Annotated in this window: 20 protein-coding genes; 6 read left to right on the top strand and 14 right to left on the bottom strand. The window is 62.2% G+C overall.

Translation table 11 applies throughout. From position 1 onward, the window contains the following. Nucleotides 1–23: 23 nt before the first annotated feature. Entirely contained in the window at nt 24–521 is a 498-nt protein-coding gene (locus E1K68_RS11745; protein ID WP_034135379.1) for an AAA family ATPase, read from the top strand. 44 nt (nt 522–565) lie between these two features. On the opposite strand, the gene E1K68_RS11740 is transcribed toward E1K68_RS11745, so the two are convergent. From E1K68_RS11740 to E1K68_RS11730, 3 genes are read right to left on the bottom strand one after another with little or no spacing between them, the layout of a single operon-like run. Then, nucleotides 566–976, bottom strand: a complete 411-nt coding sequence (locus E1K68_RS11740) for an SRPBCC family protein (RefSeq protein WP_034135378.1) — start codon at nt 974–976, stop codon at nt 566–568. Nucleotides 977–1,000: 24 nt separating this feature from the next. After that, entirely contained in the window at nt 1,001–1,798 is a 798-nt protein-coding gene (locus E1K68_RS11735; RefSeq protein ID WP_020301857.1) for an SDR family oxidoreductase, read from the bottom strand. Between the two features lie 11 nt (nt 1,799–1,809). Continuing rightward, a complete protein-coding gene (locus E1K68_RS11730; protein ID WP_094775380.1) occupies nt 1,810–2,820 on the bottom strand; it encodes an aldo/keto reductase in 1,011 nt (336 codons plus the stop codon). Nucleotides 2,821–2,932: 112 nt separating this feature from the next. Between E1K68_RS11730 and E1K68_RS11725 the strand changes: the two genes are divergently transcribed. Continuing rightward, on the top strand, nt 2,933–3,817 hold the full coding sequence (locus tag E1K68_RS11725) for a LysR substrate-binding domain-containing protein (protein WP_056784376.1): 885 nt from the start codon (nt 2,933–2,935) through the stop codon (nt 3,815–3,817). Between the two features lie 117 nt (nt 3,818–3,934). Here E1K68_RS11725 and E1K68_RS11720 read toward each other — a convergent pair whose 3' ends face one another. Genes E1K68_RS11720 through E1K68_RS11710 form a run of 3 tightly spaced genes read right to left on the bottom strand, consistent with a single transcriptional unit; the run spans nt 3,935 to nt 7,696 of the window. Then, complete coding sequence (locus tag E1K68_RS11720) at nt 3,935–5,227, bottom strand: FAD-binding oxidoreductase (RefSeq protein ID WP_034135375.1); 1,293 nt, start codon at nt 5,225–5,227, stop codon at nt 3,935–3,937. Next, nucleotides 5,224–6,312, bottom strand: coding sequence for a polyamine ABC transporter substrate-binding protein (locus E1K68_RS11715; protein WP_212614127.1), 1,089 nt, complete (start codon nt 6,310–6,312; stop codon nt 5,224–5,226). Before E1K68_RS11715 ends, E1K68_RS11720 begins: the two co-directional genes overlap by 4 nt. Nucleotides 6,313–6,337: 25 nt before the next feature. Next, nucleotides 6,338–7,696 carry a glutamine synthetase family protein gene (locus tag E1K68_RS11710; RefSeq protein ID WP_057710179.1) on the bottom strand — a complete coding sequence of 453 codons (1,359 nt, stop codon included), beginning with the start codon at nt 7,694–7,696 and terminating at the stop codon, nt 6,338–6,340. Between the two features lie 138 nt (nt 7,697–7,834). Between E1K68_RS11710 and E1K68_RS11705 the strand changes: the two genes are divergently transcribed. Beyond that, nucleotides 7,835–8,731 (top strand): helix-turn-helix domain-containing protein, encoded by an 897-nt coding sequence (locus E1K68_RS11705; protein ID WP_094775383.1) that lies wholly within the window; start codon nt 7,835–7,837, stop codon nt 8,729–8,731. A 59-nt stretch (nt 8,732–8,790) separates the two neighbouring features. On the opposite strand, the gene E1K68_RS11700 is transcribed toward E1K68_RS11705, so the two are convergent. Genes E1K68_RS11700 through E1K68_RS11690 form a run of 3 tightly spaced genes read right to left on the bottom strand, consistent with a single transcriptional unit; the run spans nt 8,791 to nt 11,925 of the window. Beyond that, nucleotides 8,791–9,894: an acetoin dehydrogenase dihydrolipoyllysine-residue acetyltransferase subunit gene (locus tag E1K68_RS11700; RefSeq protein WP_003190667.1), complete on the bottom strand. Its 1,104-nt coding sequence runs from the start codon at nt 9,892–9,894 to the stop codon at nt 8,791–8,793. Continuing rightward, nucleotides 9,891–10,910, bottom strand: coding sequence for an alpha-ketoacid dehydrogenase subunit beta (locus E1K68_RS11695; RefSeq protein WP_003190665.1), 1,020 nt, complete (start codon nt 10,908–10,910; stop codon nt 9,891–9,893). Before E1K68_RS11695 ends, E1K68_RS11700 begins: the two co-directional genes overlap by 4 nt. A gap of 37 nt (nt 10,911–10,947) precedes the next feature. Continuing rightward, nucleotides 10,948–11,925 (bottom strand): thiamine pyrophosphate-dependent dehydrogenase E1 component subunit alpha, encoded by a 978-nt coding sequence (locus E1K68_RS11690; protein ID WP_212614126.1) that lies wholly within the window; start codon nt 11,923–11,925, stop codon nt 10,948–10,950. Between the two features lie 307 nt (nt 11,926–12,232). Here E1K68_RS11690 and E1K68_RS11685 point away from each other — a divergent pair, with 307 nt between their 5' ends. Continuing rightward, nucleotides 12,233–14,095, top strand: coding sequence for a sigma-54-dependent Fis family transcriptional regulator (locus E1K68_RS11685; protein WP_014718133.1), 1,863 nt, complete (start codon nt 12,233–12,235; stop codon nt 14,093–14,095). A 41-nt stretch (nt 14,096–14,136) separates the two neighbouring features. On the opposite strand, the gene E1K68_RS11680 is transcribed toward E1K68_RS11685, so the two are convergent. Beyond that, a complete protein-coding gene (locus E1K68_RS11680) occupies nt 14,137–14,916 on the bottom strand; it encodes an acetoin reductase (RefSeq protein WP_003190660.1) in 780 nt (259 codons plus the stop codon). 191 nt (nt 14,917–15,107) lie between these two features. Here E1K68_RS11680 and E1K68_RS11675 point away from each other — a divergent pair, with 191 nt between their 5' ends. Beyond that, entirely contained in the window at nt 15,108–17,270 is a 2,163-nt protein-coding gene (locus E1K68_RS11675; protein ID WP_212614125.1) for a TonB-dependent siderophore receptor, read from the top strand. On the opposite strand, the gene E1K68_RS11670 is transcribed toward E1K68_RS11675, so the two are convergent. Beyond that, complete coding sequence (locus E1K68_RS11670) at nt 17,260–18,390, bottom strand: multidrug effflux MFS transporter (RefSeq protein WP_003190657.1); 1,131 nt, start codon at nt 18,388–18,390, stop codon at nt 17,260–17,262. The genes E1K68_RS11675 and E1K68_RS11670 overlap by 11 nt on opposite strands. Before the next feature lie 98 nt (nt 18,391–18,488). Between E1K68_RS11670 and E1K68_RS11665 the strand changes: the two genes are divergently transcribed. After that, on the top strand, nt 18,489–19,259 hold the full coding sequence (locus tag E1K68_RS11665) for a helix-turn-helix transcriptional regulator (protein WP_003190656.1): 771 nt from the start codon (nt 18,489–18,491) through the stop codon (nt 19,257–19,259). A 5-nt stretch (nt 19,260–19,264) separates the two neighbouring features. On the opposite strand, the gene E1K68_RS11660 is transcribed toward E1K68_RS11665, so the two are convergent. From E1K68_RS11660 to E1K68_RS11650, 3 genes are all read right to left on the bottom strand, one after another. Next, nucleotides 19,265–19,702: a carboxymuconolactone decarboxylase family protein gene (locus E1K68_RS11660; protein WP_003190655.1), complete on the bottom strand. Its 438-nt coding sequence runs from the start codon at nt 19,700–19,702 to the stop codon at nt 19,265–19,267. Between the two features lie 93 nt (nt 19,703–19,795). Then, nucleotides 19,796–21,241: a mechanosensitive ion channel family protein gene (locus E1K68_RS11655; RefSeq protein ID WP_094775387.1), complete on the bottom strand. Its 1,446-nt coding sequence runs from the start codon at nt 21,239–21,241 to the stop codon at nt 19,796–19,798. Nucleotides 21,242–21,407: 166 nt separating this feature from the next. Then, nucleotides 21,408–22,274, bottom strand: a complete 867-nt coding sequence (locus E1K68_RS11650) for a pirin family protein (protein ID WP_212614124.1) — start codon at nt 22,272–22,274, stop codon at nt 21,408–21,410. Nucleotides 22,275–22,768: the final 494 nt, after the last annotated feature.

Here is a 22,768-nt window from a genome sequence, read left to right as displayed (position 1 = left end):
CTCCTACAGGGGGTTGATGGGTCATGCTTATTGTATTCAGCGGTTTGCCGGGCAGTGGCAAGACCACGATTGCCAGGGAGCTGGCGCGACAGGTGGGCGCGGTTTACCTGCGTATCGATGTGATCGAGCAGGCGCTGCGCGAGGCCGGTGTGTTGGCGGGCGATGTGGGGGCCAGTGGCTACGGTGTGGCGAATGCGCTGGCGCTGAGTAACCTGCGCCTGGGGCAGCGGGTGATCGCCGATTGTGTAAACCCGGTGAAGGAAAGCCGTGATGCCTGGCAAGCGGTGGCGACAGCCGCCGGCGTGGCGCTGATCAATATCGAGGTGGTATGTTCCGATCAGCAGGCGCATCGGCATCGAGTCGAAGGCCGTGTGGGCGATATTCCGGGGCTGGTGCCGCCGACCTGGCAATCGGTGCAGGTGCATGAGTATGAACCCTGGGAAGCGCCGCCGTTCAGGCTGGATACGGCGCAGATGACGCCGGCAGAGGCTGTCGCGGCAGCCTTGTTCCATCTAGGCTAAAGACCCACCTTGTGACGAGGGAGCAAGCTCCCTCGCCACCATCCTTAGAAGTTACTGCGCAGCGCCTCAAGCCCGCCTTCGTAGACACCGGTAAACAACTCCTCTACCTGCGCCTCGGTGGTACCCGCTGCCGGCGTGAACACCCCGGACCAGGTGACTTTCGCCGAGGTGTCTGTCAACGCTTCAACCTGCAAGGTCGCCAGGTAAGCACTCACCGGAAACGGCGACGCTTCAATGGTGTAGCTGTAGGTGCGCGCCACGTTGTCGAAGGTCTGCAAACGCTCGACAATCGCGCCGCCGTCAGCGGTGGTCAGGTGACGCACACGGCCACCCTCGCTCGGCTCGCTCTTGGCAATAAAAGGCAGCCAGTCGGGCAGGCTGTTGAAGCCGCCAATCAATTGCCAGACTTGGTCGGCCGGCACCGCAATTTCAATCACAGAAGACGCTGTTGCCACGATCAATACTCCAGTCAGGAAAAATCAGATTGCCATGCTGTCGACAACGCCACCGTCGACCCGCAGCGCGGCACCGGTTGTCGCCGAAGACAGCGGTGAAGCAATGTACGCCACCAGGTTCGCCACTTCATCCACATTGGCCGCACGCTGGATGATCGAGGTGGGCCGCGCGTGGCGCACAAACACATCCGCTTCTTCTCGGGCACTGCGCCCGGATTCGGCCGTGGCGTCCTTGAGCATGTGTTCCAGGCCATCGGTAAAGGTCGGCCCCGGCAAGATAGCATTCACCGTCACCCCGGTCCCCGCCAGGCGCTTGGCCAGGCCGTGGGACACCGCCAGGTTGGCGCTTTTGGTCACTCCGTAGTTGATCATGTCGGCCGGCGTCGCCACGCCAGACTCCGACGACACGAAGATCACCCGGCCCCAACCCTGCTCGACCATGCCCGGCACATAATGGCGCGCCAGGCGCACGCCGGAGATCACATTGACCTCATAGAAGCGCGCCCACTCACTGTCCGGCGCGTCGAAGAAATCCACCGCGTCGAAGATGCCCAGGTTGTTGACCAGAATGTCGGCGCGGGGTTCGGCGGCGAAGAGTTTCTGTGCGCCTTCAACGGTCCCGAGGTCGGCCACCACACCACGCAGTTGAGCAGCGGGAACCGCCTGGCGAATGCTGGCCAAGGCGTCGTCCACCTTGCCTGCATCACGCCCGATCACCACCACCGTGGCACCCGATTGCGCCAGGGCCTGGCTGATGCCCAGGCCGATACCGGCGGTGCTGCCGCTGACAATAGCCACTTTGCCGCTTACATCAATTTTCATGCTCAAGCTCCTTAACGTGAGAGAGGCAAAGGCGCACGGTCCGAGATCAAGCGGGCCTCGCGCAACGCTTGCCAGAAGGCTGCTGGAATCTGTTCAGACAACGCCGCAACGTCTTCGGCAATCCGCCCCGGACGACTGGCACCGGGAATCACCGCCGCCACTGCCGGATGCGCCAGTGAAAACTGTAGCGCAGCGGCCTTGATGCTGACGCCAAACGCTTGGGCAATCACCTTGATCTGCTCGACCTTGGCAATGATCGCTGGGCTGGCTTGCTGGTATTCAAAATGCGCACCGCCAGCGAGGATGCCGGAGCTGTACGGGCCACCGACGACGATCTCGACCTGCTGGGCGTGGGCGGCGTCCATCAGGCGCTGCAAGGCGCGGTCGTGGTCCAGCAGCGTGTAGCGCCCCGCCAGCAGAAAACCGTCAGGCTGGGCTTCGATCAGGTCCAGGGTCAACTCGCAGGGTTCGACACGGTTGACGCCCAGCCCCCATGCCTTGATCACACCTTGCTCGCGCAAACGGGTGAGTACTTTGAAGGCGCCAGTGCGGGCCTGGTTGAAGTATTCCAGCCATTGGTCGCCGTAAAAATCCTGGGCGATGTCGTGAACCCACACGATGTCCAGGCGATCGGTTTGTAGGCGTGTCAGGCTGTCTTCAATGGAGCGCAGGGTGGCGTCGGCGCTGTAGTCATTGAGTATTTTATTGCGGCGGCCGTGTTCGAATACGCCGCTTTTTTCGCCAAGGTCACGGGCGGTTTCTTCGACTTCATCGAGAATCACCCGGCCGACCTTGGTGCTGAGCACGTAGTCATCGCGGTGATAGTTGGACAGCGCCTGGCCCAAGCGCATTTCCGACAGGCCCGAGCCGTAGAACGGCGCGGTATCGAAGTAACGCACGCCCTGGCTCCAGGCGGCCTCGACGGTGGCCTGGGCTTCTTCTTCGGGGATCGCGCGAAACATATTACCCAAGGGGGCGGTGCCAAAGCCCAGTGCGCCGGGCAGTGTGTCTTTCAAGCTCATGGTGGTTCCTCAATCGGTGCGAGGTCGCTGTGACCGTTGAGCAGATGCTAGATTGCGCTGATCAGACCGTCCAAGACATACTGCGACCTACTTGAGTCCTTGCAGGTCTTACATGATTGATCTACGGCAGTTGCGCTACTTCGAAGTGGTGGCTGAAGAAGAACACGTCGGCCGCGCCGCCGAGCGCCTGCACATTTCTCAATCGCCTCTGAGCCGGCAGATCGCCCAGCTCGAGGAACGCCTGGGCCTGACCCTGTTCGAACGCAGCCAGCAGCGTATCCGCTTGACCCGCGATGGCCAGACCTTCCTGGCCGAAACCAAGGCATTGCTGACCCACGCCAACCGCCTGGAGTCACTGGGCAAGCGCCTGGGCCGTGGGGAAGAAGGCGGTTTGTGCATCGGTTATATCGAGAACGCCATGCATGCCGGTGTCTTGCCCAACGCCTTGCGCATACTGCGCGACGACCGGCCCGCCGTGCATATCAAGCTGTATAACCTGCCCTCCTTGGAACAATTGGAAGGTTTGCGCCAACGCAGCCTGGACATCGCCCTGGTGAGCGAACCACCCGCCGCCGATGACCCGGACCTGACCGCCTGGCAAGTCCTCGACGACCCGATGCTGCTGGCCCTGCCCGAACAGCATCCGCTGGCTCGACAACGCGAACTGTTGCCCGAACACCTGGCCGACCAACAATGGATCGGCGTGCAGCGCAAACCTGGCGCCCACCCGGCTGACGATTTCGTCGCCGCCTGTATCCGCGCCGGTTTCACCCCGCAGATCCCCATGGAGGCCAGCGAACCCTTTACCGCATTGGGCCTGGTGGCGTCCGGGCTGGGGGTGGCGATGGTGCAAAAAGGCCTGAGCCGCAACGCACCGCCCGGCGTGGTGTTGCGCGAGCTGCCGTGGCTGGCCTACACCACACCACTGTGGGCGGCCTGGCATCGCGTCAACTTGAGGCCGTTGGTGGAAACCTTTCGCAAAGTGCTGACCGACTGATCGCTGATCGTTCCCACGCTCCGCGTGGGAATGCATCCCATGACGCTCCGCGTCACTAAACGGCGGGACGCGGAGCGTCCGCGGCGGCGGGGGGCGGCAGAGCGTGGGAACGATCAATCAGAGCGCTTCGCGCAAGCGATACCACAACATCCCCAACGCCAGCAGTGGCGAGCGCAACGCCTTGCCACCGGGAAAGGTCATGTGTGGCACCTGGCTGAAGATATCCAGGCCCTGGCTTGCGCCCGCATGTATCCCTTCAGCCAGCAACCGTGCGCACCAGTGCGTCACGTTCAAGCCGTGGCCGGAATAGCCTTGGGCATAGAACACGTTCGGGTACTGCTTGAGCCGCCCGACCTGGGGAAAGCGGTTGGCGGTGATGCCGATCTTGCCGCCCCACTGGAACTCGATAGCCGTGCTGGCCAACTGTGGGAACACCTTGAGCATTTTCGGGCGCATGTACGCGGCGATGTCCTGGGGGTCGCGCCCCGAGTAGTGGCAGGCACCGCCGAACAACAGGCGCCGGTCGGCAGTCAACCGGTAGTAATCCAGGCCGACTTTCTGGTCGCACAGCGCCAGGTTCTGTGGGATCAACTGCTGGGCCAAAGGCTCAGGCAGTGGCTCGGTGGCGATGATGTAGCTGCCCGCCGGCAGTACCTTGCCGCTCAAGCGCGGCTCCAGCTCTTCAAGATGAGCATTGCATGCCAGCACCAGGTTGGCTGCGCGCACGCTGCCGCCTGCGCAGCGCACTTGCACCGTCTCGCCATGGATCAGCTCCAGCACCGGGCTGTGCTCAAAGATACGCACGCCAAGGGCCTCGGCCGCCTGCGCTTCGCCCAATACCAGGTTGAGCGGGTGAAGATGGCCGGAGCCCATGTCGACTAAGCCGCCGGCATATACCGTCGAGCCCACCACCTGCGACATGTCTTGTGGGCCGACCAGTCGCGTTTCATGCGCATACCCCATGGCCGCCAGGTGCGCCTGTTCGCCCTTGAACGCGGCAAACTGCGCCGGGGTGTTAGCCAGTTCGCAAAAACCCCAGCGCAGGTCACAGTCGATGCCGTGCTCGGCAATGCGCTGGCCCACCAGGGCGACCGAGTCGATACCGGCCCGCTCCATATAGCGCACGCCCTCCTCGCCCACGTATTTGGCAAACCCGGAGACATCATGACCAATACCCCGAATTAATTGCCCGCCGTTGCGCCCGCTGGCGCCCCAACCGATGCGGCGCGCCTCCAGCAGGATCACCGAAAGCCCGCGCTGGGCCAGTTCAATGGCGGTGTTGACCCCGGTAAAACCGCCACCGATCACACACACATCAGCGCTCAGGTCTGCCTCAAGTGCGGGCCGCTGCGCCATGGCATTCGCCGAAGCGCGGTAATAGGACGGGGCATGTTCATTGGGCTGCATCATCGGTTGGACTTCACTTTGCTCCAGGCGCGGGTCATCACGCGCATGGTCGCCGGCGTGGGCGTGGTGGAAATATAGAGTTTGTCGAGTACCTCCTGGGGCGGGTACACCTCAGGGTTGTTCACCAGTTCGGGGGCCATGAACGGCTTGGCTGCCGGGTTGGCGTTGGCATAGCCCACCGAGGCGCTGACCTTGGCAATCACCTCGGGCTCCAGCAGGTAGTTGATGAACGCATGGGCTTCTTTAGGGTTGCTCGCGTCGGCCGGAACCGCCAGCAGGTCGAACCACAGGTTGGCGCCTTCCTTGGGGATCGAATACGCAATGTTCACCCCGTTCTTGGCTTCCTTGGCGCGGTTGGCGGCCTGGAACACATCGCCGGAATAACCGAAGGCCACACAGATATTGCCGTTGGCCAGGTCCGAGATGTACTTGGATGAGTGGAAATAGGTGATGTACGGCCGCAACGTCAGCAGCTTGGCTTCGGCCTGCTTGTAGTCCTCGGCATTCTCGCTGCGTGGGTCCTTGCCCATGTAGTTGAGGATCGCCGGGAACAACTCATCCGCCGAATCGAGGAAGGCCACGCCGCATTCATGCAGCTTCTTGATATTTTCTGGCTCGAATAGCACCGCCCACGAATCGATACGGTCGATACCCAGCACTTGCTTGACCTTGTCGACGTTATAGCCAATGCCATTGGTGCCCCACAGGTACGGCACCGAGTGCGTATTACCGGGGTCGTTCTGTTCCAGCAACTTCAGCAACTTGGGGTCCAGATTCTTGAAGTTGGGCAACTGCGCGCGGTCGAGCTTGAGGAACGCGCCGGCCTTCACCTGGCGCGCCAGGAAGTGGTTGGACGGCACCACCACGTCATACCCGGTGCGCCCGGCCAGCAACTTGCCCTCCAGGGTTTCGTTGGAGTCGAACACATCGTAGACCACCTTGATACCGGTCTTGGCCTGGAAGTCCGCCAAGGTGGTCTCGCCAATGTAATCGGTCCAGTTGTAGACACTCACCGACGGTGCCGCCTGGCCTGCACTGCTGAACGCCGCGGCCAGGGCCAGTGGGAGAAGTTTGTTCACAAGACGCATATCGTCACCCCTTTTTTGCTTGTTTTTAGACGCTCAACAGCAGGAACTCACGCTCCCAGGAACTGATCACCCGCTTGAAGTTTTCATGCTCGGCGCGTTTGACCGCCACGTAGCCGCGCACGAATTTCTCGCCCAGGTACTGCTTGACCGTGTCGCAATCCTCCATGCGCGCCAGTGCATCTTCGAGGGTGAACGGCAGGCGCAGGTTGCGGCGCTCATAGGCGCGGCCTTCCACCGGGGCACTGGGTTCGATGTGCTCGATCATCCCCAGATAACCACACAGCAGGCTCGCGGCAATGGCCAGGTACGGGTTGGCATCGGCCCCCGGCAGGCGGTTTTCCACGCGCATCGCCTCCGGGCTGGAAGTGGGCACGCGCAAGCCGACGGTGCGGTTCTCTTCGCCCCATTCGACGTTGACCGGCGCCGAGGTGTCCGGCAGGAAGCGGCGGAACGAGTTCACATTGGGCGCAAACATCGGCAACAGCATGGGGATGTACTTCTGCAAGCCGCCGATGTGATGCAAAAACAGCGGGCTCATGGCGCCATCGGCATCCACGAACACCGGTTTGCCGGTGGCAATCTCCACCACGCTCTGGTGCAAATGCATGGCGCTGCCCGGCTCATCGGCCACCGGCTTGGCCATGAAGGTGGCGGCGACGTTGTGCTTGAGGGCGGCCTCGCGCAAGGTGCGCTTGAATACCGTGATCTGGTCGGCCAGGTCCAGGGCGTCGCCGTGGCGGAAGTTGATTTCCATCTGCGCCGGGCCGTCTTCGTGGATCAACGTATCGAGGTCCAGGCCCTGGGCTTCGCACCAGTCATAGACATCTTCGAACAGCGGGTCGAATTCGTTGGCCGCATCGATAGAGAACGACTGGCGCCCGGTTTCGGCACGGCCGGAACGGCCAATCGGGGTTTTCAAGGGCAGGTCCGGATCTTCGCAGCGCTGGGTCAGGTAGAACTCCATCTCCGGCGCGACAATCGGCTGCCAGCCTTGGTCGGTGTAGAGCTGCAGGACTTTCTTCAACACATTGCGCGGCGACAGCTCGATGGGGTTGCCCTGCTTGTCGAAGGTGTCGTGGATCACGATGGCGGTGGGTTCGATGGCCCACGGCACCACGTAAGTGGCGTTGGCTGCCGGGCGGCAGATCATGTCGATATCGGCTGGGTCCAGCAGGTCGTAGTAGATATCGTCGTCGACAAAGTCCCCGGTTACCGTTTGCAGAAGCACACTTTCCGGCAGGCGCATGCCTCGCTCATGCAGGAACTTGTTGGTGGGTGCGATCTTGCCGCGTGCGATGCCAGTCAAGTCACTGATCACGCATTCGACCTCGGTAATCTTGTGTTCTTTCAGCCAGGTGGACAGCTGATCGAAGGGGGCGTTCATAAGGACCTCGTCTTGGGTGGGATGCGACGCCGGCTTGTACTCCCAGCGCATTGAGGTCTATCTTGGGCCAGCCTTGAAACGGCATCTATCCACTTTGCACGCGGCACAACGCACCAATAGAGTGCGCACGGATCACCCATGACACAGGCAACCGCTTTGCGCGTACAGGCCTTCGCCACCGGCGATGTGGCCGCCCAATGCAGTGCGACACCCGGCTGGGTGCAGCAGTACCAGCAGATGTCGCCGGGGCATTTTGCCGGGCAGGTGCGCTACCTCGACCTGCAAGGCGTGCAGGTTTACGAAGAGTGCATGAACACCCGCGTGGAGCAGCATTTCAACGCCCCCACCGGCGCCCTGACGTTCTGTTTCGACGCCAGTGACAACGCGCTGTACCTGCTCAATGGCGAAAGCCGCAACACCTGGATCACCCCGATCAACTACCGCGAAGTGGCGGTGGTATTCGGCCCACAGTTCGTCCAGCGCCAGGGCCTGGATATAGCCAAACTCGAAGGCTTGTTCATGGCGCCGCTGACCTGTCGGCAAAATGCGCTGTTCACTCGCTGGCTGAGCGGCACCCTTACGCGCCTGTCGGCACTGACCGACCCCATCAGCCGCGATGCCCTCACCCAGCAACTGCTCGACGACTGCCTGTTTATCCTCGATAACGCCTGCGTGTGTCTGGACCGCAGTTCGCTACAAAAGCGCAGCGAAGAACGCCGCTTGATGGCGCGCATCGGCGAATGGGCGGCGGATGCACCGGATGAAACCGCCAACCTGTTGGAACTGGCGCAGATTGCGGGTGTGCCGTTGCGCCAATTGCAGCAAGGGTTCAAGACCTACACGGGGATAAGCCCGGCGCAGTGGTTGCGGTTGCGCCGCTTGAACGGGGCGCGGCGGGAGTTGCTGAGCACGACCGACACCACGGTGGCCGAGGTCGCGATGAATTGGTCGTTCTGGCATTTGGGGCGGTTTTCAAACAGCTACCGGGCGCTTTTTCAGGAGCTGCCCAGCGAAACCCTGAAACGCTCCAGCTGAAAAAACACGCTTGACCTTGTGGGAGGGACAGACCAAACCGTCCCTCCCTTGAACCTCAATCAGGGCTGCGCGTTCAAAAAAGTGGAGATCAGTTGATTGACCTGCTCCGCCGCCTCCAGCTGCACCATATGCCCCTGCCCCGGCAATACATGCACCTGAGCCTGCAGCCCTTGGGCGTGACTTGCCGGGATGATCGCATCGTCACTGCCCCAGATCACCAGGCTCGGCTGGCGGCCCACCTCGCTGCGAAGATCCAGCATCTGCCGCCCGCCATCGAACAGCTTGTGATCGAGCTGGCGCAACGCTTGATCCACCCCTTCCAGGCGCTTGAATTTGAGCATGTCCTCCAGCATCTGCCGCGTCACCAACGCAGGGTTACTGAACAGTTGAGTCAATGGCGGCTTGAGCGCGTTACGGTTGTTGGCTTCGACAAAACCTCGCAGGTAATCGCCGTTGATATCGGCACCCAGACCGGCGCTGGCGATCAAGGTGATGGAGGCGATACGTGCAGGCGCCAGGCTGGCGACGGTGAGGGTCACCAGCCCACCCATGGAGTGGCCGGCCAAATGCACACGGTCGAGCGCCAGGTGGTCGAGCAATGCCAGTACGGCATGACTGAGTTCGGCAGCGTCTCCCGTTTGCAGAGACTTGCCCGACTCCCCGTGCCCCGGCAGGTCCAGGGCAATCACCCGGCGTTCGGCGGCCAGGGCCGGTTGATTGAACAGCCAGTTGTTCAGATCGCCCCCGAAGCCGTGCACCAACACCAGCGGCGTGCCGCCCTCGCCCATGTCCAGATAACGCAGCAAGCGCCCGCCTACCTCGACTTTTTGTGCGCTGGGGCCGGCCTCTTTGGCTTCGGCGGCACTGGAGACGAACCCGGCGTTGAAGCTTTCGATCACGCTATCGATCTGAGCCTCTGTCGCCTCGCCCTCCACCACAATTCCCAGTAGAGCGCCCACCGGCAGGGTTTCATCACTGAGCGCCAGTACCCGACGCAGCACGCCGCTAAAAGGCGCCTCGACACTGCTGGAGATCTTGTCGGTCTCCACGTCCAGCACTTCCTCGCCCTTTTCCACTCGGTCGCCGGGTTGTTTGAGCCAGACATCGATGCGGCCCTCGGTCATCGACAGGCCCCATTTGGGCATGGTCAGGGTATGAATCATGCGGCGGTCCTCTTGTCGGCGATCTTCATCACGGCGGCCTCGATCTTCGCGGCGTTGGGGATGTACAGGTCTTCCAGTGCATCGGAAAACGGCACCGGGGTGTGCGGCGCGGTGACCATCTCGATGGGAGCGCGCAGGAAAGCGAACCCCCGCTGGGCCACCAGGGCACTGATGTCGGTGGCGACCGAGCAGCGTGGGTTGGATTCGTCGATCACCACCAGGCGCCCGGTTTTCTCGACGCTTTCAAGGATGCTGTCTTCATCCAGCGGGCTGGTGGTGCGCAGGTCCAGCACTTCACAATCAATGCCTTGACGCGCCAGGTTGGCCGCAGCCTCCAGGGCGATATGCAGCATGCGGCCGTAGGTCACCAGCGTCACATCCTTGCCCTCACGCACAAAGTTGGCTTCGCCAAACGGGACCGTGTACAGCTCTTGCGGTACGTCGCCCTGCATGCCGTAGAGCATTTTGTGCTCAAGGAAAATCACCGGGTCATTGTCGCGGATTGCCTGGATCAACATGCCCTTGGCGTCGTAGGGCGTGGCCGGGCATACCACCTTGAGGCCGGGGATATGCGTCCACATGGAGGTGAGCATTTGCGAATGCTGGGCAGCCGCCCGCAAACCGGCGCCGTACATGGCACGGATCACCAGCGGTGTAGTGGTTTTGCCACCGAACATATAGCGGAACTTGGCAGCCTGGTTGAGCAACTGGTCCAGGCAGCAGCCGATGAAGTCGACGAACATCAATTCGCACACTGGGCGCATGCCACGGGTAGCGGCGCCCACCGCCATGCCCACGTAGCCGACCTCAGACAACGGTGCGTCCAGCACGCGCCCGGGAAATTGCGGGTGCAAGCCCTTGGTCACGCCGAGCACGCCGCCCCATGCGTCCTGCTCACCGGGGGAACCGGTGCCACCGGCCACATCCTGACCGATGATGAATACGCTCTGGTCACGGCCCATCTCTTGAGCCAAGGCCTCATTGATCGCCTGCTGATAGCTGATTTTACGAGCCATTAGATTCTCTCCACGTCTTGTTTTTATAGGGTTGGTATCAGCGGTAGGCCACGTAAACGTCGCTTTGCAGGTCGGCGGCCTGGGGCTTGGGATCGGTTTTGGCCAGGCGTACGGCGTCTTCGATCAATTGCGCCACTTCACCGTCGATGCGCTCGAACTGCGCTGCATCCAGCCAGCCTTCGGCATGGCAGCGCTGACGGAACAAGGCCAGGCAATCGGCGTTTTCACGCAGGTTTTTCACTTCGTCAGCGCCGCGATAGGTTTGCGCATCGCCCTCGAAGTGCCCATAGAAACGGCTGAGCTTGACCTCGACCAGCGTTGGCCCGTCGCCTTGGCGCGCCCGCTCCACAGCAACGCCGAGTGCTTCATGCACCGCGAAAAAATCATTGCCGTCGACGATCACCCCCGGCATACCAAACCCGGCGGCGCGCTCAGCGATGTCTTTGCAGGCCACCGACCAACCGGCGCCAGTGGCCTCGGCATAACCGTTGTTTTCGGCGACAAACAGACACGGCAGCTGCATGACCGACGCCAGGTTCATCGCTTCGAACACGGCACCTTCGTTGGAGCCACCGTCGCCAAAAAATGCCACTGCCACGCCCTGGCTCCCCTTGAGCTTGGCAGCCAGCGCCGCCCCCGCGGCCAACGGTGCGCCGGCACCGACAATGCCGTTGGCGCCGAGCATGCCTTTCTCTTGGTCGGCGATGTGCATGGAGCCGCCCTTGCCGCCGCACACGCCGGTTTTCTTGCCATAGATTTCGGCCATCATGCCGAACACGTCGACGCCCTTGGCGATGCAGTGTCCGTGGCCGCGGTGGTTGGACGCGATGCAATCATCGTCATTGAGGTGCGCCATGACGCCAGCGGCGCAGGCTTCCTGACCGGCATACAGGTGAACGAAACCGGGGATCTCGCCGGTGGCGAACTCCACATGCAGGCGTTCTTCGAAATCGCGGATGGTGCGCATCACGGTGTAGGCATGCAGTAACTGATCGGTGCACAGGTGGGTGGACATCTTGTTGTTCTCCAGGTTTTCTCGACGCACAAAAAACTGGCTGCGGCCAGTGCCAAGCTGTTCAGCACAGCTTGTGCCAACCGTCGAGAAAACCTGGCAAAGCCTTGATCCAGAGCCGTGCAACACAGCGATGCCCAGGCAAGTGGTCGACTAAATGTGAGACGCAACCACGCAGTTCGACCCTTGAGTCTCAGCGGCATGAGACGCAGCGTCTCAATGCAGGCGTTGGTCAGGGTGCCCTTGTCCGTGGGCACACATGCGCGCTTAATGACGCGCATAACAACAAAGCTTGAGAACCGGAGGCTTTATGCTCGCCATGAACTCCAGGGAGCATGTCGACTGTGTCAGCCGCGTGGTCCGCAATGCCGAGCGCCTGCCCCAGGCGCCCGTGCCGTCGCTGATCTTCGATTCGTGGCGGCGGTCCATGGAGCAACACCGCCTGGACCCCGGCTCCCTGCAAGGTCCACGTATCCTCAGCGAACCCTTGCTCAAGGAATGCCGCGAGCGCGCCGAGCTGTTCATGCGCATCGCCGGCGAAGAAGTCGCACAGTTGCACCATCGCGTGCGCCATGCCGACTACTGCGTGATGCTCACCGACGCCCAGGGCCAGACCATCGATCACCGTGTCGATGCGAGCATTCGCACCGACTGCCGCAAGGCCGGCCTTTACCTGGGCACCTGCTGGTCGGAAGCCGAGGAAGGCACCTGCGGCGTGGCCACGGTGCTGACCAGTAAAACGGCGGTAACGGTGCACAAGCGTGATCACTTTCGCGCAGCGTTTATCGGCCTGACGTGTTCGGCTGCGCCCATCTTCGACCCGCAGGGCCACCTGTTGGGTGTGCTGGATGTCTCGGCGCTCAAGTCGCCGGATGACCGCGGCAGCCAGCACCTGATAAGGCAGATGGTGGCGCAGAGCGCCCAGGCCATCGAAAACGCTTTTTTCATGCACAGCGCCCGGCAGCACTGGGTGTTACAAGCCCATAGCACTCCAGGCTTTGTCGACAGCCAACCCGACCTGCTGCTGGCCTGGGACCAGGACGGACGTCTGCACGCCTTGAACAGCAAGGCGCGTCAAGCCCTGCGCTTGCGCTTTGGCCAGCTGCCTGAGCATATCGGCGAAGTGTTCGATGTGGATGCATTGCGTGCAGCCACTGATCAGTCAACCCGGCAGTTGCACTGGCTGGGCAAGCCCGACGCGGTACACGTGAGGGTCAATGCACCCCGACGCCCCTCGGTTCGGGCGCTGCCAGAGACTCAAGTCGACCCGCGGATCCAGGAGCACCTGCGCTTGGCTGCGCGGGTCAAGGACCGCAACCTGCCCGTGCTGGTGCAAGGTGAAACCGGCGTCGGCAAAGAAGTCTTCGCCCGCCAGTTGCACGAGCACAGCGCGCGCCGGCACGGGCCGTTTGTGGCGGTGAACTGCGCGGCGATTCCGGAGAGCCTGATTGAAAGCGAGCTGTTCGGCTATTCGCCCGGCGCCTTCACCGGAGCCTCCAGCAAAGGCATGAGCGGGCTGCTACTGCAAGCCGAAGGCGGTACGTTGTTCCTCGACGAAATCGGCGATATGCCGTTGGCGTTGCAGACACGGTTGCTGCGGGTGCTGGCCGAGGGTGAAGTCGCGCCGTTGGGCGCAGCGAAAACCCGCGTGGTGAACATTCAGGTGATCTGCGCCAGCCACCGCGATTTGGCGGCGCTGGTCAGCGCGGGCCGATTCCGTGAAGACCTGTACTTTCGCCTGGGTTGTGCGCGCTTCTGCCTGCCGCCGTTGCGCGAACGCACCGATAAGCTGGCCCTGATCAATCGGCTGTTGGAGCAAGAGGCGCGTAACAGTGGCGTGTCGTTGGGCATCGGCCAGGCCACACTGCAATTGCTACTGGGTTATGCGTGGCCGGGCAATGTGCGGCAACTGCGGCATGTGCTGGCGTACGCCTGTGCGGTGTGCGAAGGCACTACGCTGCAAGTGGTGGATTTGCCGATTGAAATCCGGGGCGAGCAGCCTCAAGGGCTGGAAGAGCAAAGCGCCAGCCCCGAGCGTCAAATGGTTCTGGATGCGTTGATTCGCCATCGCTGGAAACCCTCGCCTGCGGCACAGGCCCTGGGGATTTCAAGGGCAACCCTGTACCGACGCGTGAACCAACTGGGTATTGATATGCCCGGCAAAACCCACTGATACAAGGGATCGACTCCCACGCAGGCGAGTCGACCACGCTGTCAGCGGTAGACCAGGCCACCGTCGATCAACGGCGCCTGCCCGGTCATATAGTCTGCGTCCGGGCCTGCCAGAAATGCCACAAACCCCGCCACATCCTCCGGCGTTTGCGCACGGCCCAAGGCAATCCCATCCACGTACTGCTTGTAGGTTGCCCCCACCTGCGCCCCGGTAATCTCGGCCATGCGCTTGTCGATCTCAACCCACATATCGGTGCCCACCACACCGGGGCAATAGGCGTTTACCGTGATCCCCGCGCTCGCCAGTTCCTTGGCCGCCGCCTGGGTCAAGGCGCGCACCGCGAATTTGCTCGCCGAGTAGACCCCTAACAGCGCAAAGCCTTCATGCCCTGCGATTGAACAAGCATTGATGATTTTGCCCTTGTGCTTGAGCGCCTTGAATTTGTTGGCGGCCGCCTGGATCCCCCACAGCACGCCCTTGACGTTGATATCCAGGGTGCGCTCGACCTGCTGCGGGCTGACATCGAGCAATGAGTCGATCTGCGCCACTCCGGCGTTATTGACGATGATGTCGAATCCGCCCAGCGTCTGGTGGGCATGCTCTACCGCAGCCGTCACCTGTTCGCGTCTGGATACATCAGCGATGAACACAGAGGCTTTGCGGCCGGTGGCGACGATTTCGGCGGCCACGGCGTTGAGCTTGGCGCCGTCAATGTCCACCAACGCGACATCGGCGCCGTCCTGTGCAAGGCGCATGGCAATAGCCCGGCCTATGCCCTGCCCGGCGCCGGTGACCAGCGCGACTTTACCTGCGATACCCATGACAATCTCCTGAAACGATGAGGGGAGCCTTGTCTATCGCAAGCCGGCGCCTGGCTGTCGAGCCGCAACAGGATCGGCATCGGAGCTGAGACGGGTTGTCTCGCCGTGCGAACCTTGCGCGAAAGCTTGTAAAAGGCCGCGCTTATGCCTAGCTTAGGCGCCCCCCGCCCAGCGCTTTAAGGCCTTGCCCCATGGTTTTGCGTTTTCGCCCCGTCGTCACTTCACGTTTCGCCCTCGGCCTGTTGCTCAGTGGCGGCATCGGCAGCAGCCTGGCCGCCGAGATCGAGTTGCCGACGGTAAAGGTTCAGGGCCAGGATGAGTCGGGCTACCGCAGTGAAACCGCGTCGGTGGGCGGCTTTGATGAAGCGCCGCTGTTGGACACCCCCGCCTCGATCACCGTGATCAACGCCGCGCTGATCAAGGACCAGCAGGCACGCTTGCTCAGTGAAGTGCTGCGCAACGATGCCTCAGTGGGCGACAGTTATGCGCCTATCGGTTATTACGAGAATTTCGTGGTGCGTGGCTTTTCGCTGAACGCGGCCAGCAGTTACAAGATCAATGGGCGCACCATCACCGGCGAGCAGAACGTCGCCCTGGAAAACAAGCAGCAGGTGGAAGTGCTCAAGGGCCTGGCCGGTTTGCAGAGCGGCATTTCCGAGCCCAGCGGGGTGATCAACTACGTGACCAAACGCCCCCAGGATGTGCGCTCGGTGACGGTGTCCACCGATGATCGTGGCAGCGGTTACATCGCCACCGATGTTGGCGGCTGGTTTGGCAGCGAGCAGCAGTTCGGCCTGCGCGCCAATGTCGCCCATGAAGACCTCAATTCCTATGTGGAACACGCCAACGGCCAGCGCGATTTCGTGTCCCTGGCCTTTGACTGGAACATCAGCCCCGACGCCGTGTTGCAACTGGATGCCGAATACCAGAACAAACAACAGCGCTCAGTACCGGGTTATCAACTGCTGGGCGGCAGCGAAGTGCCCCACGGCGCTTCACCGAAGAAGCTGTTGGGGCACCAGACGGGCGGCAAGCAGGTGGGGATTGATTCGCTGAACCTCAACGGCAAGTTCGAGTACCGTTTCAGCGACCAGTGGAAAGGCAGTGTCAGCGCGGCGCGTAGCAAGGTGGTGATTGATGACTACAGTTCGTTTGCCTGGGGTTGCTATGGTTCAGACAGTTGCAGTTCTACAAGCGTGCCGAACTACTTCAGCCCCGAAGGCAATTACGACGTCTACGACTACCGCAGCCCGGACGATACCCGCCGCGACGATGAAATCCAGGCGGCCATGACAGGCCTGTTCGACACCGCCGGCATTGGCCATGAACTGACCTTCGGCACCAGCGCGTTTCGCCGGGTGATCGACAAACGCAAGTCGGTCAACGAATTCATCGGCACCGCCAATATCGACCAAGAAGTGCCGAGCTTTCCCCCGACCGACAAGCCGCTGAACGACAGTCACCGCAACCTCGACAGCCGCCAGTACGGCCTGTTCGTCACCGACCGCATCCGCTTCAACGAGCAATGGCAAACCATCCTCGGCGGCCGTGAAGTGCGCCTGGACGAAAAAGCCTTCGACAGCGTCACCGGCAACCAGACACGCCACACCCAACAGTACGTGTTCCTGCCCCAGGCCTCGTTGATCTACAAGCCGGTGGACAACGTTTCGCTGTACACCAGCTACAGCAAGGGCCTGTCCCTGGGCGGCACCGCGCCGTGGTTCGCAAACAATGCCGATGAAACACTCGCTCCCACCGTCTCGCGCCAGCTCGAAGCCGGGGTGAAATACGACTGGCGCCGTATCAGCTTCGCCGCCGCCGTGTTCCAGACGCGCCAGGCTTACCAATACGCCAAGCCCGAAGGTGGCACGTTCAACTACGTGCAACAGGGCCAGCAGAAAAACACCGGGATTGAATTGTCTGCCAACGGCTGGGCCACCGACCGTCTGCAGATCGCCACCAGCGTGGCCGCGATCCGAGCGCGGGTGAGCGGCAGCGGCACGCCGGAGTACGAAGGCCATCAGGCGATCAACGTGCCAAAGCTGCGCGCCAGTGTGTACGCCGACTACGCCCTGCCCTGGGTCAATGGCCTGGCCGTATTGGGCGGCGTGCAATACAGCGCCAAGAAGTCCGCCAATCGCACCGGCAACGTGGAAGTGGGCGACTACGCGGTGGTCAACGTCGGTAGCCGCTACACCACCAAGGTCGATGGCTACGAGACCGTGTTTCGCCTGAGCGTCGATAACCTGTTCGACAAGCGCTACTGGCGCGACGCGGGCGAGTACATGGGCGATGACTACCTGTTCCAGGGCGCGCCGTTGACGGCGCGTTTGAGTGCGTCGGTCAACTTCTGAGTAGCCGCGACGTAGCCAGCCACAACGCTGCCAAACCGCACACCAACAGGCTCCAGCCTAAATCCTGGGACCAGGTCACCAAGGCCAGCCCGCCGCCAATCACCAGGTAGTACAGCAAGCCAAACAGGGCGGCGGCGGTGCCAAGGCGGTCACGGTAATCGACCAGGGCCGCCCCCAGCACGTTGGGAATCGCCATGCCGAAGGCCAGCACCACCAACAGCATCGGCCACACCAACAGCCAGCTGTGCTGCAGGGCCAACACCAACAGGCTCCCCACCACGGCCACCGCTGCGGCGACAACCACCAACCGCTCACCGCTCAACCCACGCTTGAGCAAGGCTTTGTTCAGCCACGCCCCCAACCCGGAACCCAGCGCCAGCAACACACCGCTGTAACCGAACTCGGCGGTGGAACGCCCCTGCTGCGCGAAGACAAACGGCCCCACGCTGTAATAGCTGAACAGCGCGATATTGAACGCCGCGACCAACCCGACCGAGCGCCATACTCCGGCATCCTTGAGCATCAGGCCGAGCGTCTGGCCAAGGGCGGCGGTGGGCAAGGAGGCCGGACGGGTTTCCGGTAAGGCCCACCAACACCAGCCCCATAACACCGCCGCGAGCAGCAGCAACGTGCAGAGCACGCCGCGGTAACCGAAAAATTCCACCAGGCTCGCGCCGCTGAACAGGCCGATAGCAGGACTGGCGGCCAGCGCAATACCCATCACGGAAAACACCTGGGCCAGGTCGGCACCGTGGAAACGGTCACGCAACACCGTCTGCGTGACCACCGACCCCACCGCCGCGCCAAAAGCAGCACAGGCCTGGGCCAGCAGCAAGGCGTCGAATGTCGTCACCGTCAAGGCCAGCGCCGAAGCGCCCACATAGATTGCCAGCCCCATCAGCATCACCGGCCGCCGCCCCAGACGATCACTCAGCCGGCCCCACACCACCACGCCCAGGGCGAAGGCGAGGAAATACACCGACAAGGTCTGCCCTGCCCGTTCCGGCGCGACGTCAAAGGCGCGGCTGATATCGCCCAGGGCCGGGCTGTACAGGGTTTGGGCCAACTGCGGGAACATCAGCAGGGCCATGGTCAGCGGCAGCAAATTTTTATATGTCATCACACGATCCATCCATAAACACAACGGACGGATTCTAGGGCGCGCCAGCTGGGCTATTATCCGGACTTCGACACTTTATCCATCAAATCGGACAACCCATGGCCTGGCTTGCCGCTACCGCGTCTTTCAACCCCGATGCCTTCGCAGCGCCCGTGATCGGCATCGCGGCGGTGCTGGGCAATCACGATTCGGGCCTGCATGTGCACCAGCGCGGGCAACTGCTGTTCACCCAGCAAGGTTGCACGCGCATCACCCTGGACAATCAACTGTGCCTGTTGCCACCCACCCGCGCAGCCTGGATCCCCGGCGGCCTGCCCCATCGTGCGGTGATGCAGCAGGCGGTGGATTATCGGTCGGTGTATGTGAGTGCGGCCCTGGCCGAGCAGTTGCCGGCCCAGGTGCGGGTGATCCAAGTGAGTGCCTTGCTCAGGGCAGTGCTGGAACCCATGGCCCTGGCGCCGTTCGAGACTGATTGGCAGGCGGGTCGCTATGCCCATTTGCTCGGACTGTGCCTGGATGAAATCCGCCACGCGGCGGCGCAACCCTTGCTGTTGCCGTTGCCACGGGACAAGCGCCTGGCGCCGCTGCTGGCCCAGCTTGACCGCTTGCCCCCCACGCTGCAGGACCTGGAACAGCACATTGGCGCCAGCACCAAGACCATCGGCCGGATTTTCCTCAAGGAAACCGGCCTGGGGTATCAGCAATGGCGCCAACAGTGGCGTTTGATGCGCATGATCGAACTGCTTGCCATCGGGCGCAGCCTGGGCTACTGCGCCTTTGAACTGGGCTTTGCCAGCGACAGTGCACTGATCGCCTTTTTCAAAGGCATGACCGGCACCACGCCGCGAAACTATTTCAAAGCCAACTGACGGGCTTACTTGGGCATCTTGCGAAAGCCCACCGCCAGGCGGTTCCAGCTGTTGATGGTGGCGATGGCGACGCTCAGGTCCACTTGTTCCTGGGGGCTGAATTGGGCGGCCAGTGCGTCGAAGTCTTCATCCGGGGCGTGGGTCTGGCTGAGCAGGGTCAGGCTTTCGGCCCAGGCCAGGGCAGCGCGCTCGCGCGGGGTGAAGAACGGGGTTTCACGCCAGGCCGACACGGTGTACAGGCGGCGCTCGGTTTCGCCGCCTTTGCGGGCATCGGCGGTGTGCATGTCCAGGCAGAACGCGCAGCCATTGATCTGCGAGACGCGCAGGCGCACCAGTTCCAGCAGTGGCAGTTCGATGGAGAGTTTGCCGACTGCCGCTTCCAGGGCGAGCATGGCTTTCATGGCGTCTGGGGAAGCGGTGTAGAAATCGGTACGGGTTTGCATGGTGTTGCTCCAGGACAGTGGGATTGGTGAGCAGGTTAGTCACCCCGGCGTCCTGGAGAAATAGCCAATCCGGGCGAATAACAGGTGACCAATCTATAGGCCGCGGTTCCTCAGCCATTGGATGAAGCCCTTCTTGACCGGTACCACGGGCGCGTCTTCGGTCAGGGCCTGGGCGGCATGGCGGCGGAAGTCCAGCAGCGCCTTCATGGCTTCGCCGATATCATGCCGGGCGTCCAGGCACGGCTTGAGGTATTCATTTTCGATGCGGTAGAGCGTGCAGTAGGTCTTGGCCGAGAAATCCGCCAGCGCCGCCTGGTCGGAGAGAATGCCGGACTCACCGATCACCTCCCCCGGGCCCATGCGCCCGGCCTCGAACTTGTGCCCGTCCTTGATCAAGAGCACCGAGACCACGCCGGATTCGACAATGAACAGATGATCGCTGACCTCCCCCGCCGCCAGGATCATCTCGCCGGCGCGGTAGGTGTGCAGGGTCATGTTCTGGCTGAAGGTGTCTTTTTCTTCCTGGCGCAAGGTGGAGAAGATCGACGAGCGCTCCAGCAAAGCGCGGGCGCCAGACACCGCAGGCGGCGTGCTGCCTTCGGTGGCGGACAGCAGGCCCACGCCCGCCGCCTGCAAATGCCGGTAGGCCAGGTCGTAAAGCTGGTTGCGGGTTTCGCGCTTGAGGCCCATGGCCGGCACAAAGCCGCTGATCTCATATTCCACGCCACTGCCAGTGGATGCCTTGAACGCGACGCTGGGCGCCGGCTGGGCCAGCAACGGCCGGCAGCCCTGCATCGCACGCTCCAGGGCTTCGATCACGGTTTGCGGGCGCGCGTGGGGGCTGACTTGCAGGCTGACCGCCAGGCCGAACATGTCTGCCGGGCGCGAGAAGTTGATGATCTTGGCCTTGGCCGCCAGGGAGTTGGGGATCACCGCCAGGCTGCCCTGGGAGGTTTGCAGGCGCGTGGCGCGCCAGTCGATGTCGGTGACGCGGCCTTCGGTGCCGTCGATGGAGATCCAGTCATCGATCTGGTAAGGCTTGGTGGTATTGAGGACGATCCCGGAAAACACATCGCTCAGGGTGCTTTGCAAGGCCAGGCCGACGATGATCGCCACGGCGCCGGAGGTGGCCAGCACGCCCTTGACCGGCAGGTCGAGCACGTAGGCCATGGCGGCGATGATCGCGATGAGGAAAATCACCGCGCCCAGCAGGTCCTGCAACAAGCGCCCGGTATGGCCGACCCGCTGCATCATCACTGCGCCGAGCAACACCGTGAGGGTGCGGGCGGCGAACAACCACCAGCCGATCTGCAGCGCCGTGGCGGCCAGGTGCAAGGTGGTGTCATCGGCATAGGGCGCCGCTTGCATGGGGTTCATGCCGTCGTTGAACAGCACGGCGCTGAACACCGCGAAAATCACCAGCCGTGCCGCGAGTTTCCAGTTGGCCAGGTTGGGAGAAATAAGGCGCCACACGGCGATGTCGATCAGGATCAACGCCACGGCGCACAGCATCGGGTGATCAGCGATAAATGAGGGCATCCAGGCGACTCCAGGGCGAATGCCGAGAAGATCGCATGAAATCAGAACCCTGGAAACAAAATGTAGGAGCTGGCTTGCCTGCGATGCAAACACCGCGGTGTATCAGCTACACCAGGGTGATGCTATCGCAGGCAAGCCAGCTCCCACAGGAGGTTGCGGTGAACCGTCAGGCGTGCATTTGCCCGAACTGGCCCGACTGAAAGTCGGCAAACGCCTGGTGAATCTCCTGCTCGGTGTTCATCACGAACGGACCGTGGCCGACGATGGGCTCGTCAATCGGCTCGCCACTGAGCAACAGCACCTTGGCGTCCTCGTTGGACTCCAGGGTCAGTTGCTTACCGTCGCGCTCGAACAGCGCCAATTGCCCCTGGCGTGCGACTTCTTCGCCATTGATCAACAACGTGCCGCTAAGCACCACCAAGGCGGTGTTACGCCCGGCGTGCAGGTCCAGCGTGACCGCTTTACCGGCGTTGAGGCGCAAGTCCCACACGTCTATAGGCGTGAAGGTGCGGGCCGGACCTTGAGTGCCGGAAAATTGCCCGGCGATCAGGCGCAGGTGGCCGGCGTCGTTCGCCAGTGGCAGCACCGGAATGTCGCTATCGACGATGGTCTGGTAACCGGCATCCGCCATTTTGTCCTTGGCCGGCAGGTTGACCCACAGTTGCACCATCTCCAGTGCGCCGCCGCGACGGGCGAAGTCTTGGGAGTGAAACTCCTCGTGCAGGATACCTTTGGCTGCGGTCATCCATTGCACATCGCCCGGGCCGATTTTGCCGCCGGCACCGGTGGAATCGCGGTGCTCGACTTCGCCGTCGTAGACGATGGTCACGGTTTCAAAACCGCGATGCGGGTGCTGGCCGACGCCACGGCGCTGTTCGGTAGGCGTGAATTCAGCGGGGCCGGCGTGATCCAGCAACAGGAATGGGCTGATGTGCTTGCCCATGGTGTCGTAGGAAAACAACGTGCGTACCGGGAAGCCATCGCCGACCCAGTGGGCGCGGGGGCTGGTGTAGATACCAATCAGCTTTTTCATGGTGTACCTCCAAAGTGAGTACACCTTAAATCGTCTCACCCTTGAACACTAGCCGGCAAAAATGGCCCTGATCGTTCTACATATAGAACGATGCTTTAACCTGTGGGAGCTGGCTTGCCTGCGATAGCGGCCCGCCAGCCTGCGACTATCTACCTGACACCCCAACGATCCTACTGTGGGAGCGGGCTTGCTCGCGAAGGCGGTCTGGCAGTCAACACAGTTGGATTGTGTACATATCCATTGCTGCGGTAACGGCCACCTAGGGTTCTGCCCTGACGGCGGCTCACTTTGCAAAAGCGGCAAAGTAAGCAAAACGCTCTTGCCCCACCACTCGGCACCTCGCTTAGGCTCGGTGTGCCCGTAATCCGCCGGCATCCCTGCCGGTTTACCCCCCAAATCCCTGTCGAATTCCGGCCAGCGTGGTTTGACGGGGCGCTTGAGATCAAAAGCAGATCAAGATCAAGAGCGGCTCGCTTCGCATCGTGGTTACCGTT

Source organism: Pseudomonas sp. B2021, from assembly GCF_018135665.1.
Taxonomy (GTDB): Bacteria; Pseudomonadota; Gammaproteobacteria; order Pseudomonadales; family Pseudomonadaceae; genus Aquipseudomonas; species Aquipseudomonas lactis.
This window is presented reverse-complemented; position numbering and strand designations above follow the sequence as displayed.

Coding starts and splice junctions, on each gene's coding strand:
- E1K68_RS11745 (WP_034135379.1), top strand. CDS start 24: ATGCTTATTGTATTCAGCGGTTTGCCGGGCAGTGGCAAGACCACGATT.
- E1K68_RS11735 (WP_020301857.1), bottom strand. CDS start 1,798: ATGAAAATTGATGTAAGCGGCAAAGTGGCTATTGTCAGCGGCAGCACC.
- E1K68_RS11730 (WP_094775380.1), bottom strand. CDS start 2,820: ATGAGCTTGAAAGACACACTGCCCGGCGCACTGGGCTTTGGCACCGCC.
- E1K68_RS11725 (WP_056784376.1), top strand. CDS start 2,933: ATGATTGATCTACGGCAGTTGCGCTACTTCGAAGTGGTGGCTGAAGAA.
- E1K68_RS11720 (WP_034135375.1), bottom strand. CDS start 5,227: ATGATGCAGCCCAATGAACATGCCCCGTCCTATTACCGCGCTTCGGCG.
- E1K68_RS11715 (WP_212614127.1), bottom strand. CDS start 6,312: ATGCGTCTTGTGAACAAACTTCTCCCACTGGCCCTGGCCGCGGCGTTC.
- E1K68_RS11710 (WP_057710179.1), bottom strand. CDS start 7,696: ATGAACGCCCCCTTCGATCAGCTGTCCACCTGGCTGAAAGAACACAAG.
- E1K68_RS11705 (WP_094775383.1), top strand. CDS start 7,835: ATGACACAGGCAACCGCTTTGCGCGTACAGGCCTTCGCCACCGGCGAT.
- E1K68_RS11700 (WP_003190667.1), bottom strand. CDS start 9,894: ATGATTCATACCCTGACCATGCCCAAATGGGGCCTGTCGATGACCGAG.
- E1K68_RS11695 (WP_003190665.1), bottom strand. CDS start 10,910: ATGGCTCGTAAAATCAGCTATCAGCAGGCGATCAATGAGGCCTTGGCT.
- E1K68_RS11690 (WP_212614126.1), bottom strand. CDS start 11,925: ATGTCCACCCACCTGTGCACCGATCAGTTACTGCATGCCTACACCGTG.
- E1K68_RS11685 (WP_014718133.1), top strand. CDS start 12,233: ATGCTCGCCATGAACTCCAGGGAGCATGTCGACTGTGTCAGCCGCGTG.
- E1K68_RS11680 (WP_003190660.1), bottom strand. CDS start 14,916: ATGGGTATCGCAGGTAAAGTCGCGCTGGTCACCGGCGCCGGGCAGGGC.
- E1K68_RS11675 (WP_212614125.1), top strand. CDS start 15,108: ATGGTTTTGCGTTTTCGCCCCGTCGTCACTTCACGTTTCGCCCTCGGC.
- E1K68_RS11670 (WP_003190657.1), bottom strand. CDS start 18,390: ATGACATATAAAAATTTGCTGCCGCTGACCATGGCCCTGCTGATGTTC.
- E1K68_RS11665 (WP_003190656.1), top strand. CDS start 18,489: ATGGCCTGGCTTGCCGCTACCGCGTCTTTCAACCCCGATGCCTTCGCA.
- E1K68_RS11660 (WP_003190655.1), bottom strand. CDS start 19,702: ATGCAAACCCGTACCGATTTCTACACCGCTTCCCCAGACGCCATGAAA.
- E1K68_RS11655 (WP_094775387.1), bottom strand. CDS start 21,241: ATGCCCTCATTTATCGCTGATCACCCGATGCTGTGCGCCGTGGCGTTG.
- E1K68_RS11650 (WP_212614124.1), bottom strand. CDS start 22,274: ATGAAAAAGCTGATTGGTATCTACACCAGCCCCCGCGCCCACTGGGTC.